We start from the raw sequence: 13,452 nt of genomic DNA on the forward strand, positions 1-13,452 counted from the left end.
CGATCAGAACTCCGCGTCCAGAGCGACCGAGCGTACGGCGGGCAGATGCGGGTCGAGCTCGCCCAGCTCGAATCTGGCCATGCCGATGACGTGCCAGAACTGCCCTGCCACCTCGCCCTGGCACTTGTAGCGGCCGTCGGGCGCCAGCGCGGCCCAGCCCTCGGGCAGACCGAGGAGGGTGGCGCGGCGCACGCCGTCCTCCCAGAGGATCACCACGCCGTCGTCTCCCGCGCTGGCCAGCAGTGAGGGAGAGGAGGGGCTGAAGGCCACCGACAGGACGCGCCTGGAGTGCCCGGTCAGGGTGTGGACGAGGCGTCCCGTGGCGACCTCCCACACCCGCACGGTGAGGTCGTCGCCGCCGGTGGCCACCAGCGTGCCCGAGGCGTTGAACGCGATGCTCCACAGCCGTCCCGCGTGCCCCGAGAGGGTGTGGCGCAGGCGCGGCTCCCACGGCCTGCCGGGGCGCAGCTCCCAGATCATGGCGCGGCCGTCGTTGCTCGCGCTGGCCAGCAGCTCGCCCGAGGGGGAGAAGACGACGGAGTAGACCCGGTCGGTGTGACCTTCGAGCGTCGCCACCCTGCCGCCCGACTCGGAGTGCCAGATCCTGATCAGCTTGTCGTCGCAGCCGGTGGCCACGAAGGTGCCGTCGGGGCTGAAGGCGATGGAGCGGACCCTGCCCCTGTGCTCGGTGAGGTCGCTGACCAGGCGGGCGGTGGGGCGGTACCAGATGCGGACGCTGTCGTCGTCGTTGGCCGTGGCGATGTGCCAGCCGTCGGGGCTGAACGCCTCGGCCCACACGTGGTCGGTCTCGACGTGCAGCTCGCGTTCGTGGTCGCCGGTGACCGCGTTCCAGAAGTGGACGCCGCCGTCGTTGCTGGCGGTGGCCAGGACGGGCCCGGCCGGGGAGAAGACGGCCGAGATGAGCCGGTCGGCGGCGCCGGTGAACTCCCGCAGGCGACGGCCCGTGCGCGGCTCCCAGATCCTGACGACGCCGTCGTTGCCGCTGGTGGCCAGCATGGAGCCGTCCGCGCTGAAGGCCACGGAGGAGATGCGGCGGCCGTGACCGCGCAGGACGCGCGTGCACTGTCCGGTGACGGGGTCCCACAGCCTGGTGGTGCCGTCGTTGCTGCTGGTGGCGAGCTGGGCGCCGTCGGGGCGGAAGGAGAAGGGCCACACCGAGCTGCGGTGCCCCGCCAGCTCGGTCCTGGCGGAGCCGCCGACCTGCTGCACGCGGACGGTGCCGTCGGAGTCGCCGGTGGCCAGCAACTCGCCCGAGGGCGAGAACGTCACCTGGTAGACGGCGGCCCTGTGGGTGGTGTGCGGGCCCCTGGACTCGCCCGAGCGCGGGTCCCAGAGCAGGACCGCGCCCTCGATGTCGCCGGTGGCCAGCAGGTCGCCGCCAGGGGAGAAGGCGACGCAGTAGACGCGTCCCCTGTGCCCCGACAGCGTGTGCAGGAGCTCGCCGTCCCTCCAGACGCGCACCGTGCCGTCCTCGTGGCCGGTGGCGAGCAGGTCGCCCGAGAAGGCGGTGCGGTAGACCGCGCCCTGACCGGAGAAGAGCGTGCGGGTCAGCCTGCCGGAGCTCCAGACGCGGACGGTGCCCGCCGAGTCTCCTGTGACCAGCCCCCACGGGGTGAAGACGGCGGTGAAGATGGGCGCGGTGTGGCCGCTCAGCCGGTGCAGGAGCTCGCCCGTCGCGGTGGACCAGATGCGGACGACGCCGTCGCCGCCGCCCGCCATGACCAGGTCGCCCCCAGGGCTGAACCTGACGGGCCACACCCCTTCGGCGTGGCCGCGCAGCGTGTGCAGGCGCTCGCCGGTGAGAGGGTCCCACAGCACGACGGCGCCGTCGCTGGCGCCGGTGGCCAGCAGGTCGTCGCTGAAGGTGACGGCGTAGACGCGGCCCCTGTGCCCCTGCAGCGTGCGGACGGGCACACCGCCCGCGCACAGCAGCACGCCGCCGTCCTCGTTGCCCACCGCGAGCAGCGCGCCCGAGGGGCTGTAGGCGATCGGCTCGGGCAGGCGGCTGGTCTGGAAGTGATAGCCGTACGGCACGCCGACGGCGGCGGGTGCCAGCTCGATCTCGACGCGATCTCTCGGCACGACCGCCGCGCCAGGCAGCGAGGGGACGGTGCCGGTGACGTTGATCAGGGCGGCTCTGTGCCAGCGGCTGCCCTCCACGGCCGCGTCGCTGAGGTCGGCGCCGAACAGCCTGGCCCCCGACAGGTCGGCGCCGCGCAGGTCGGCCCCGACCAGCGAGGCGCCGTCCATGCGCGCTCCGGTCAGCCGAGCGTTTCTCAGGATCGCCCTGGACAGGTTGGTGCCCGCGAGCGTCGCTCCGTCCAGCCGCGCGCCCGTGAGGTCCACCTCCTGCAGATCACGCCCCGACAGGTCCTCGCCCTGCAGGTTCGCCCCGCGCAGGTCGGCCTTGGCGGGCGTGCGCAGCCTGGCAAGGATCTTGACGGCGTTGGCCCGCACCACGTCGTCGGTGGCGGGGTCGGCCAGCACGGAGGTCACCCAGCTCTGAGTGGCCCTGACGTCGGCCAGGTCGCAGAGGAACTCCACGGTCAGCGCCGACAGGGGTCGCCTGGCCAGCAGCGAGGAGTCGGGGAGCGAGGCGGCGATATGCCTGGCGATCAGCCACTCCATCACCGAGGCGTGGATGAAGCCGAACAGTCCCTCGTCGGTGCGGACCATCAGGCTGCCTGTGCCCATCGCGTGGGCCGCCTGCACGCTGGTGAGCTGGCCGTCGGCCAGGTCGGTGAGGGTCTCGGCGATCTCGGTCAGCTCGGCCAGGCCGAGGAAGGACTCGCCGGAGTCCCACAGGCGCAGCGCCAGCGCCGTCACCGCCCGCCAGAGCTCCTCGGTGGTGAGCGTCGCGGGCGCACCCGGCACGCTGGTGCGCCGCTCCTCGAAGGCCAGCCAGGAGCTGAGGATCTCCTCGTACAGCAGGGCTGGGCTGATGGTGTGACGGGCCGTGGCGACCGTGTGGAGGCGCTCGGCGTCGAGGTCGGCGATGAAGCTCAGCATGCGGGGGTTGCGCCCGAGATCGAGCAGGTCCTTGATGCCCTCGAGCAGGGACATCCTGGCCTCGGCCTCGCCGCTGTCGGTGAAGCGGTTGGCCAGGTAGGAGCGGATCTGCCCGTGGGTGAAGTCCTCGACGCTGAAGACCCGCCGCTGGGGCAGCACGCCGACCATCTCGCCGAGCGTGGTCAGCACCTGTCCGTGCGACTTGAAGTGCTGTGTGCGGCTGGCCACGACGATCTTCGCCTTGTCCTCGGCCGCGGCCAGCAGCGTGGTGAGATGGTCGGCGGCCCTGTCGTAGGTGACGCGGGTGACCAGCTCGTCGAAGCCGTCGAACAGCAGCACGATGCGCCCCTGCCGCAGCAGGTAGTGGAAGGCCTTGAGGTCGATCAGCTCCTCGCCGTGGTTGGCCAGGTGCGCGGCGACCAGCCCGTCGACGGAGTGCGCCTTGTCGAGCGCGCGCAGCTCGATGAGGATCGGCGTGAGGTGCGGCAGCTCGGAGGGGATGCGTCTGGCCAGCTCGCGCAGGGCGAAGGTCTTGCCGTGCCCGAAGTCGCCCAGCACGAGCAGGAACCTGCCGTGGTCGGCCCCGAGCAGCCGCATCAGCTCGTCGGTCAGGCCCTGCCTGATCTCGGGGGCGGGCCTGTCGAGCTCGCGGTAGCGCTGGGGGACGTACAGGTCGGGAGGGTAGCGGCGGTCGGTGCGCAGGCGCACGGACTGCTCGGCGACGTACTCCGACAGGTCGAGCAGGCCCTGGAACTCGGTGAAGCTGCGCACCCTCATGCCCCTGCGCATGAGGTCGTCGCGCAGCGCCCTCGCGGGCGGCGGGCCCTGGTAGACGAGCTCCAGCGCGAGGCTGGTGGCGTGGGCCTGCCGTACGAGGGAGTCGGCGTGGTCGGCGGTGAGCTCGCCGACGTGGGCGGCGATCATCTGCTGGCGGACGAAGCCGTCCTCCGGGTAGGTCATCACCAGATGGGCGTCGAACCTGCGGATCTTGATGCGTTCATGCCTGGCCTCGCACACCTCGGTGATGCGGTCGAGCAGCAGCTCGGTCGGGCTGGATTCGCGCCCGACGACCTCGGGCGCGGCCTTGGGCGGCTCGGGAGGGTTCTCGCCGGTGAAGGTGGCCGACGCCGAGCGCCACTGGTACGGCGTGCGCTCGGGCTCGGCGTCGGGCACCCAGGTGCGGATGCCCGTAGGGGTGAACTCGACGACCTGGTGGCGGCGCGGCGCTCCCACCGTGCCGTCGGCGGACTGCCCCGGGCCGTGGAAGAGCAGGTTGAGCCGGTGCCCGATCAGCCGCTCGACCGAGGCGATGTCACGCAGCCCGCCGGGCGCGTGGCCGACCGCGCCCAGGCGCAGCCACGACCGCTCCTCGTAGCCGCGCAGCCGCTCGGCGAACCAGGCCGCCTGCGCCTCGCCGACCAGGCCGTAGGCGTCCTTCTCCAGGTGGCTCATCGCCATCGTGGAGTTGAGCCCGGCCACGACCAGGCGCAGCTCGGGCACCTCGAACAGGCTCCACGGCTGGCTGCCGTCGAAGATAGGCCCCTCGTGGTACAGCTCGCCGAACATGCCGGCGAAGTGCCGCCACTTCGGCCAGTACGGCGGCTGCGGCCGCACGTCGTCGGCCTCGCAGGTGGCGAAGTACGCCTTGGAGGCCGCCTTCGTCACATCGCGCGGCCCGGGGACCACGACCAGGCGCTGCGGCTCCAGGCCGAGCAGCACGCGCAGGCTCGTCAGGAACTGTGTCGCGTGCCCGAACTGGGTGAGCGTGCCCGACTCCGTCAGGTCTCCGGTGACCAGCATCAGGTCGGGCTTGGGCATCCCCTGGTCCTGCATCCTGGTCAGGTCGGCCCAGATGCGCGCCTGCAGATCCTCGGGCGTGAACGGCTCGCCCGGCTCGGGCAGCGCCCTGCCGAACCTGGTGCCGCCGAGGTGGAGCACGCTGAGCGAGTCGCGCGTGCGCGCCTCGGCCCTGCCCAGCGGGAACGCTGGAGCGGACATGGGTGTCCTCCTGCCCCTGCCGATGCTCTCCGCGGAGGGCGGCGGCTCCTGCTCGGCCCGCGGCTCGGCGGGGCCGTGCGGGAAGGCGGGCGGCAGGTGCGGCTTGGCCCGCCCGGCCACCGCCTCGGCGATGCGGTTGAGCAGCATGCCGCGCGCCTTCGCAGGATCGGTGACGCCGACCAGGTCCACCCAGGTGATCGTGGACAGCAGCCCTTCGAGCGGCACGTCCTCGAGCCTGACGGTGATCAGCTTGCTGGAGGGGTTGTCGGGGGCGGCTCTGAGCGCGGCCTGCCACTCCATGCGGCCGTAGCGGGAGGTCAGGTAGTTGCGCGACAGCACCGCGACGACGACCTGCGCCTCGCTGACGCCCCTGTCCATGAAGTCGATGAAGTTGGTGCCCGGCACGAAGTCCCACGCCTGGATCATCGTGCGGTAGCCCGCGGACTCCAGTTCCCAAGCGATCCAGGTGGCCCAGGCCGTGTCGGCGGGGGAGTAGCTGACGAAGATGTCGGTGGGCCTGCCGTCACGCGCCATTGCGCCAGTATCCCCGCTGGGGCCGCGGTTGTGGAGCCTGATGGTCATGGACAACGGAGGCTGTCGCCATGGGTGGCGCCTTCCACCTCGAACGCCTGTAGGGGTGTGTGCGAAGATCGACCCGTGCTGAGCCGACTGGGCGTCCTCGACTGGGTCAGGATCGGGCTGCTCGTCCTCGGGTTGGTCTTCGTGGCCACGGGTCTGCTGCCGCTGGAGCGGGCGGTCGAGGAGTTCGACGGCATCTGGCCACTGATGATCTTCCTGGTGGGCGTCATCGTGCTGGCGGAGCTCACCAAGGAGGCCCAGGTCTTCGACGTGATCGCCGACAGGATGGCGGTCGCGGCGAGGGGCAGCAACGTCGCCCTGTTCCTGCTGTGCGTGCTCTTCGCCTCGCTGGTGACGATCTTCCTCAACCTCGACACCACCGCGGTCCTGCTCACCCCCGTGATGCTCGCGCTGGCGCCCAGGGCGGGCATCGCCGCGCTGCCGCTGGCGATGACGACGATCTGGCTGGCCAACACCGCCAGCCTCTTACTGCCGGTCTCCAACCTGACCAACCTGCTGGGCATGGAGAAGATCAACCTGTCCACCAGGGAGTTCGCCGGCCACATGTGGGCCGCGCAGCTTGCGGCGATCGCCGTGACGATGGTGTTCCTGTGGGTGTTCTACTGGCGGGGCCACCGCGGCCACAGCCCTCCCGAGACGCGGCCGGTCGCCGACCGGGTGCTGTTCACCTCGGCCTCGGCGGCCTGCGCGCTGTTCATCGCGGCCCTGCTGATCGAGGTGCCGGTCTCGGTGGCGGCGCCGACGGCCGCGGCCGTCGTGGTGGTCGCCTTCTTCGTCAGGGACAGGGGGAAGCTCACCTGGAGCCTGGTCCCGTGGCAGCTGCTGATCTTCGTCACGGGGCTCTTCCTCGTCGTGCCGACGCTGAGCGCGCACGGGCTGTCGGCGGTCATGTCGTGGCTGGTCGGCGAGGCCCACGACCCCTTCCGCACCGCCTTCGTGGCGGCCGGCCTGGCCAACGTGATCAACAACCTGCCCGCCTACCAGGCGCTGGAGGGGGTCGTGGCCAACCCGCTGGTCCTGCTCGTCGGCGTCAACGTCGGCCCCGTCATCACGCCGTGGGCCTCGCTGGCGACGCTGCTGTGGTTCGAGTCGTGCGCCAGGCACGGGGTGAAGGTGCCGATGCGCCGCTTCGTGCTCACCGGCGCGGGTCTGGCCGTCGTCGGCATCGCGGCGAGCGCCGCCGCCCTGGTGGCCAACTCAGGCTGAGCCGACCAGCGCGAGCAGCGAGGGAATCGCCTCGGGCGGTCCCGCGACGAAGCTGCGGTCCTGCGGCGGGCCCTCGAACCCCTCGGGGAAGGGGCCGCCGTCCAGCGCCCTGATCTCCATGCCCGCCTCCTGGGCCAGCAGCGCGCCGGCGGGCAGGTCCACCGCCTCGGCGCAGTAGCCGACGAAGCCATCGATGTCGCCCCTGGCGAGCATCGCCCACGACAGCAGCGGCGCCCACAGCTGCAGCATCCGGCGTACCCCCAGGTCGAGGCGCATCTTCAGCGGGTGCGCCTCGGCGCGCGAGACCCCGTGACCCTGCGTCCAGGCCACCACGGGCCCGTGCCGCCACGGCCGGTACGGTGGCGCCAGCCGTACCCCCGAGGGACCGCACGCCCCGCGCCCGCGCACCGCCGACCAGGTGTGGCCGGGCACGGGTTCGTGCACCACACCGAGCACGGGACGCCCCTCGTGGCAGAGCGCGAGCCCGATCACGTAGGCGGGCAGGCCGATGGCCACGTTGTTGGTGCCGTCGAGAGGATCGACGAGCCAGGTCCACTCCGCGCCCGCCGAGCCGAGCAGCCCCGACTCCTCGGCGATCACCGAGTGCGTGGGGAAGGCGGTGAGCAGGCGTTCGAGGATCAGCTTCTCCGAGGCCAGGTCGAGATCGGTGACCACGTCGCCCTTCTCGCCCTTGGGCCGGGCGCCGGGCGAGCCCTTGACACCGTCGCGTAGCAGCAGCCCCGCCGCCTGCGCGGCCTGCGCGGCCACCTGCCGAGCGTGCTCGAGGTCCACGGGGTCCTCCCTAGGTGAGGTGCTCGGCTATCAGTCTCGCCGCTCTCGCGGTCTGCGCGGCGTCGAGGTGGCCGCGGGTGATGCGGTGCGCGGGGGTGTCGAGCGGGCCCAGCGACAGGTCGTGGCTGCCCGCCCTGCCTCTGCCCAGCGCGATCGTGGCGGCCTCGCCGTGCTCGGGCACGACGCTGGAGTGGAAGCGGCCCGCCGACAGGGTGTAGGTCTCGCCCCTGCCGAACGTCTCGACCAGGCCGGTGCGGTGCCGTACGGTCCTGGCTGTCGGCTCGATGCGGTCGCCGCCCGCGTCGCTGATCACCTCGAAGACCCGGTGCGTGGCGTCGCCGTCGGCGTCCTCGACCACCGCGTGCACGTTGCGCACCTGGCCGTAGAGCACGTGGCTGACCAGATCCCAGCTGTGGCAGTGGATCTGCGAGGTGGTGGTGTCCGCGGCAGGGAAGGCCGACGACCACAGGTGCAGGCAGACGCCCTCGCCGCCGTCGCGTTCGAGCGGCAGGCAGACGAAGCCCAGCGGGTGCCGTACGGCCCGCAGCCCGCCGAGGTCGGCCAGCACCTTCAGCGCCCACTGCCTGGCCCCGCCGCGCAGGATCTCCTCGTGCACCGCCCTGTGACTCATGGGCCGTAGGGATCCTTCGCCTGCAGCGCCTTGCGGGTGACGTCGACGATGTCGTGCTCGGTGTAGGCCTTCGGCAGCGGCAGCTCGATGCGCCTGAACAACTCCTCGACCTCCTCGACCGTGGGCTCGTCGCTCAGCGGCACCGCCTTGTAGCGTTCGATCGGCACCCTGCGCGCCTGCTCCAGGCTGAGCCTCAGCTCCGAGTCGCAGTTCTCGTAGTAGAAGGTGCCCGCCAGCGCGCTCATCGCCCTGTTCGGATCCTCGACCGTCATGATCAGCCTGGTGGCCGACAGGTCCCAGCGGAAGGTCGTCATCGTGTGCGAGAGGCCGACGCTGATGTCGAGCAGGCCGTAGCGCTGCCGGTGCCAGAAGGCGGCCAGGATCGTCGCGTAGGACTCCTTCCTGGCCCTGTCGGTCGTCCAGCGCTCGCCCGTGCCGTCGGGCAGATCCGACAGGGAGCGGCGGTAGTGCGCGTAGGCCTCGCACACCTCCTCGTTGGTCGGGTCGACGATCTCGACCGTGATCGTGAGGTGGCGTCTGACCTTGCGGGAGGCGGCGACGCACTCGGGCAGCGTGACCGCGCGCAGGTAGGTGCCCGTGCCGCCCTTGAAGCTCCACCTGGTGGTGTCCTTGCGGGCGGCGGCGAGCGCCTCGCCGATCTCCTGCCTGTTGCCCAGCACCCTGACGAGCTGCAGCTCGTCGAGCGCCTTGCGGGTGCCCTCGACCAGCGACTCCAGCTGGTCGAGCCGCTGCAGCCGCTCGGGCAGCTGGGCCAGCGCGCCCGAGGTGATGGTGCGCTCGACGGGGGCCTGCCGTACGCGGTCTCTGAGCAGGGCCGTGGCGACCAGGGCCAGGATGACCAGGGTCGCGGCGCTGATCACCTGCCGCTGGACGTCGTCGCCCTTGGGGCCGAACATCTCGCCCGGCATGATGCCCATCACGCCCACGACGATCGCGAGCGTCAGCGCGATGGCGCCGTCGGCGTTCTGCGCCGCCCAGGGCGCGGCCCGCTTCACCGCCGTGACGAGCCGCTTCATGGTGTGCCCCGCACCTCCTCCGAACCCCCACGCCATGGTAACGAGGGCACCAGGCGATCACCAGCGCATGACGACACCTGATCGCGGAACGGCGGAGCGACGGGCTCCCGCCTGTGCACAAGAAGGAGGCGCGAGGGGCCCCGCAGCCCCTCGCGCCGGTGCGGGAACGACTAGAACCAGCCGCGCCTGCGGGCCATCTGCTCCAGGCCCGCCTGCAGCGCCTGCTCGGCGGCGCCGGGGTTGTCGCCGTAGCGGACGGTGAAGCGGTTGTAGGAGTCGTGGCTGGAGCTGAGGAAGCCGCCGCGCTTGTCGGCCTCCAGGATGACGTCCATCTGGGTGGGGCCGGCGATGAACGTCAGCTCCAGCTCGTTGAAGTGGCCACGCCACTGACCGCCCGCGTAGTACTCGATCTCCTGGAAGAACGGCATCGTCGAGCCGTAGAGCGTGCCACGCTCCAGGTCGGCCTTCTTGAAGCGGAAGCCCATCCGGTCGAGCGCGCCGATGACGTGCTCCTGCGCGGGCAGCGGCGCGACGTGCAACGGGTCGAGATCGCCCTTGTCCAGCGCGCCCGCCAGCGCGAGCTCGGTCTGCACGCCGAGCCGCATGCCGTGCAGGGGGTGACCGCCGATCGCGCTGATCGGCGTCTCCCACGGCACGGGGATCTCGAACGGCTGTGCGTGCGCGGCCCCCGCGGCCAGCTGGAAGGAGCCCGCCACCTGCTGGCGCAGGAAGCTGTAGGTGGTCTTGTACTCGTTGTCGCCGCTCTCCACCTCGACGACGGCGGTCAGGTCGATGGTGATGCCGTCGACCTTGTAGTCGGAGCCGCCGCTCTTGAAGTTGACCACGCCGCGCAGGGGCTCACCAGGGCGGACGGTGGGGGTGCTCAGAACCGTGTCGACCTCGACGCCCGCACCGAAGGCGGCCATCAGCTTGCGGAACACCATGGGGTTCTCCTCGGAGGTTTTTACTGGCCAACGGGCGGCTTGGCCTGGCCGTTCCCTGCGATCCTGGGCAAGAGCTGAGCCAGGAGCAAGGTGGAGAGCGCCGAGTCGCCCTGACCGCTCGCCGTACGCACGACGAGGGGCTGTGGGGCGCTCTCGGCCAGCTTGGCACCGACGTCCAGACGGCGGCGGGCCAGCTCGTACTGCAGGACCGCGCGGTTGTCGCGGTAGGAGTGTGCCAGGTGGCGCAGCGCCTTCGCCTCGTTCTCCGCGGAGGTGAGGTCGGCCTTGCCGCGCGCCTCGATCTCCCAGCGCACGCGCTGGGCCTCGGTCTCCTGCTCCTCCAGCATGCGGGCGACGTCCTTGCGGGCGGTGTTGGCCGCGGCCCTGACCTCCACGACGCGGGCGTCGCGGGTCTTCTTCGACCGCTCGATCTCCATCAGCAGCGTGTCGATGCGGCGCTTGCGGGTCAGCTCCCACTCACGCTCGTAGGCCGACAGCTCCTTGGCGATCTTCTCTCTGGTGGCCAGGTGCTGCTGGTACTGGTCGGGCAGCTGCACGTCGGGGATGTTGGCGCCGGTGATGCGCACGCCGTACCTGCCGAGCTGGCGGTTGAGGGCGTCCTGCACGTCGCCGACGTCGGAGCCGCGCAGGTCGTAGGCGCGCTCGGTGTTGACCTTGCGGCTGCGCTGCCTGATCGCGTCCTGCACGGCGCTCGAGAGCACCAGGTCGAAGTTGCCCGCGCCGATCGTGCGGACGAACGCCACGGGATCGACGATGCGGAACTTCAGGAAGAACTCGATCGACTTCAGCGGCACGTTCTCGGCCGTGGGGGAGGAGGAGATGGGCGCGGAGTAGGGGATCTCGGTGGAGGTGTCGACGACCGCGTCGACCCTGTCCCAGGGCAGCCACAGGTAGTGGCGGCCAGGAGGCAGGACCCCCGTGATGGCGCCCCACCTGCTGCGCACGCCCGTGGTGCCCTCCTCGATCTCGATGATGGCGCGCCGCCACATCCAGAAGAGGCCGACGAGCAGGACGAGGACGGCGGCCAGCGCCGCGAGTATGAGCCCGGCGACGACGGCCATGCCGGCGAAGTAGATGGCCAGGAACACCAGCGTCACCCAGGCGAAGCCGCGCCGGTCCTTGGGGATGACCACGGGGACGAGCTGGCCCTGCTCGCCACCGCGCAGCAGCTGGCGGATGTCGGACCAGGAGGCCAGCGACTCCTTGATCTTGGAGAAGTCCCTGTTCATCGGGCGTCACCCTCCTGCGCGTCGTTGGTGGCCCGCGGCTGCTGCGCCGGCCAGACCGGGGTGCCCGGCGGGCGGGCGCCCTGCGCGTCGGGCGGGGTGGGCCACCCCGAGGGCGGCGTCTGTGCGGCGGGGCCCCTGCTCACGGGCGGAGCGGGTGGCGCCTCCGGCGCGGGCGCCGGAGGCGTCGCCTGGGCGGGACGCTCGTAGGCGGGCAGCGACCTGGGCACCGGCGGCGGACCAGGGTTCTGGCCCTGGCTCCTGCCCTGGTCGGGCAGGCGCATCGGGCGCTCGATGGTGGTCTCGGCGTCGGCGGTCGCCCACTCGGGCTCGGCCGCGGCCGGAACGGCGGGCTGCTCGGCGATCGCCGGCTCGGCGGTCTCGGTGGCGCCCCTGAGCAGGGCGGCGATCTCCTCGCCCCGGTCATCGACGCGCTGGCCGATCTCGTCCAGCCTCGACCTGATGGCCGCCATGTCCTCGGCGGAGAACAGCGCCGCGCCCCTGCCACCGACCAGCTGCTGGGCCAGGGCCAGGAAGTCGATGTCGCTCTCCTCGCCGACCTGCACGACCTGCGGCAGCCGTCCAGCGACCGACTCCAGCTTGTCCAGCAGGTCCTGCTGGAAGCGGTACTCGAGGATCTCGGGCGCCTCGGCGGCCGACAGCGCGCGGATGTCGAGCGCCTGGGCCTCCAGCAGCGCGGCGTTGGCGTTGGCGGTCGACTCCGCCTCCACCAGCCGCTGCCTGGCCTGGGCCTTGGCCTGATGCGAGGCCCGCTCGAGAGCGGTGTCCATCCGTGCCTGGTAGGCGGCGATCTCGGCCTGGATGGCGCTCAGCGTCTCCTGCAGCCCGGCGAGCTCCTTGACCAGGTCGCCCTCGTTCTGCTCCTTGCGCAGCTGCAGCTCGTACTCGTAGGTGTAGGCCTCCTTGGCCACCCTGACCATCTCGGGGGCCGCCAGGTCCATCCGGTACTCCTGGCTGGACGGCTCGGCGTGCGTGATGTTCACGTCCGTCAGCCGTACGGCCGGCAGGAACTGCTGGTTGAGGTTGTCGAGCATGCCGAGCGTGCTCTCACCCACGAGGTCGTAGATGTCCTCGGCGCGCTGGGCGTAGATGAGCGAGCGGGTGACCTCGCTGATGGCGTTCTGCAGCTTGGACTGGAAGCCGCTGACCGAGCCCAGCACGAAGATGAACTCCGCCGGGTTCTCGATCCTGAACTGCAGGAACAGGTCGACGCTCGCCTTGACGCCCTGCTGGGTCGGAGCCTCGCGGATGGGCGCGTTGAACGGGTACTCGCGGGTGGTGTTGACGATGTAGCTGACGCGCTTCCACGGGTTGAACAGCGTCACCCTGCCGGGGTCGGCGATGTGCACCAGCTTGCCGAACTTGGTGATCAGAGCCTTGCAGCCCTCGGGCACCATGACGACGCTGCGCCGCCACCACAGGAAGGCGGCGGCCAGCACCAGCACCACCCAGTAGTGCGGGCCGAACAGCACGTCGATGCCGGGCACCACGTTCCCGAGCGCGCCGACCAGGCCGAGCACCACGAGGACTACCAGTGGGATGACCACCTTCGCCGTGCTCCCCTTGGGGATCACGACGGGGGAGATGACGTGCAGCGGCTCGCCGTTCTTGCCGCGCTCGCTGAAACTGCGGCTGATGATCTCGCCGGCCTCGTTCAGCGACGCCGTGCGGGCCTCGATGATCGTGCCGACGGAGGAGCCGCCGTCGCGGGCGGCGAGAAAGTCGTGCGCGTTGAGCTGGAACCCAGGTGCCTGCCCGGCCAGCTGCCCTGCCTGGCCCACGGCCTGCCCGACGGCCTGGCCCACGGCCTGCCGGACGTCTCCGCCTTGGGCCACGGCCTGAGCTAGGCCCTGACCGGCCTGGATCAGGGCCTCTCTTGGTCGAGACATCGCACCTCTCTCATCGAATCACGGGGGATTCGTACCGTATCGGGCGAGCCTTGATGA

8 protein-coding genes are annotated in these 13,452 nt (G+C 71.3%); 1 reads left to right on the forward strand and 7 read right to left on the reverse strand.

The genetic code is table 11. The annotated features are described in order from the left end of the window. Positions 1-3 precede the first annotated feature (3 nt). A complete protein-coding gene (locus tag FHR33_RS40140) occupies positions 4-5,562 on the reverse strand; it encodes a WD40 domain-containing protein (protein ID WP_183659212.1) in 5,559 nt (1,852 codons plus the stop codon). Between the two features lie 123 nt (positions 5,563-5,685). Here FHR33_RS40140 and FHR33_RS40145 point away from each other — a divergent pair, with 123 nt between their 5' ends. Continuing rightward, positions 5,686-6,834, forward strand: a complete 1,149-nt coding sequence (locus FHR33_RS40145) for an ArsB/NhaD family transporter (RefSeq protein ID WP_312895951.1) — start codon at positions 5,686-5,688, stop codon at positions 6,832-6,834. On the opposite strand, the gene FHR33_RS40150 is transcribed toward FHR33_RS40145, so the two are convergent. The 6 genes from FHR33_RS40150 to FHR33_RS40175 all read right to left on the reverse strand — a co-directional run bounded on the left by FHR33_RS40150 (position 6,826) and on the right by FHR33_RS40175 (position 13,395). Further along, on the reverse strand, positions 6,826-7,626 hold the full coding sequence (locus tag FHR33_RS40150) for an inositol monophosphatase family protein (protein WP_183659214.1): 801 nt from the start codon (positions 7,624-7,626) through the stop codon (positions 6,826-6,828). The two genes, FHR33_RS40145 and FHR33_RS40150, sit on opposite strands and share 9 nt — an antisense overlap. Before the next feature lie 10 nt (positions 7,627-7,636). After that, positions 7,637-8,257 (reverse strand): hypothetical protein, encoded by a 621-nt coding sequence (locus FHR33_RS40155; RefSeq protein ID WP_183659216.1) that lies wholly within the window; start codon positions 8,255-8,257, stop codon positions 7,637-7,639. After that, positions 8,254-9,294: a hypothetical protein gene (locus tag FHR33_RS40160; protein ID WP_221241433.1), complete on the reverse strand. Its 1,041-nt coding sequence runs from the start codon at positions 9,292-9,294 to the stop codon at positions 8,254-8,256. The genes FHR33_RS40155 and FHR33_RS40160 overlap by 4 nt, the downstream gene beginning before the upstream one ends. A gap of 170 nt (positions 9,295-9,464) precedes the next feature. Continuing rightward, positions 9,465-10,238, reverse strand: coding sequence for a sporulation protein (locus FHR33_RS40165; RefSeq protein WP_183659217.1), 774 nt, complete (start codon positions 10,236-10,238; stop codon positions 9,465-9,467). A gap of 20 nt (positions 10,239-10,258) precedes the next feature. Then, entirely contained in the window at positions 10,259-11,488 is a 1,230-nt protein-coding gene (locus tag FHR33_RS40170; RefSeq protein WP_183659219.1) for an SPFH domain-containing protein, read from the reverse strand. Continuing rightward, on the reverse strand, positions 11,485-13,395 hold the full coding sequence (locus FHR33_RS40175) for an SPFH domain-containing protein (protein WP_183659221.1): 1,911 nt from the start codon (positions 13,393-13,395) through the stop codon (positions 11,485-11,487). Before FHR33_RS40175 ends, FHR33_RS40170 begins: the two co-directional genes overlap by 4 nt. Between the last annotated feature and the right edge of the window lie 57 nt (positions 13,396-13,452).

This window comes from Nonomuraea dietziae (assembly GCF_014195505.1).
Classification (GTDB): domain Bacteria; phylum Actinomycetota; class Actinomycetes; order Streptosporangiales; family Streptosporangiaceae; genus Nonomuraea; species Nonomuraea roseola.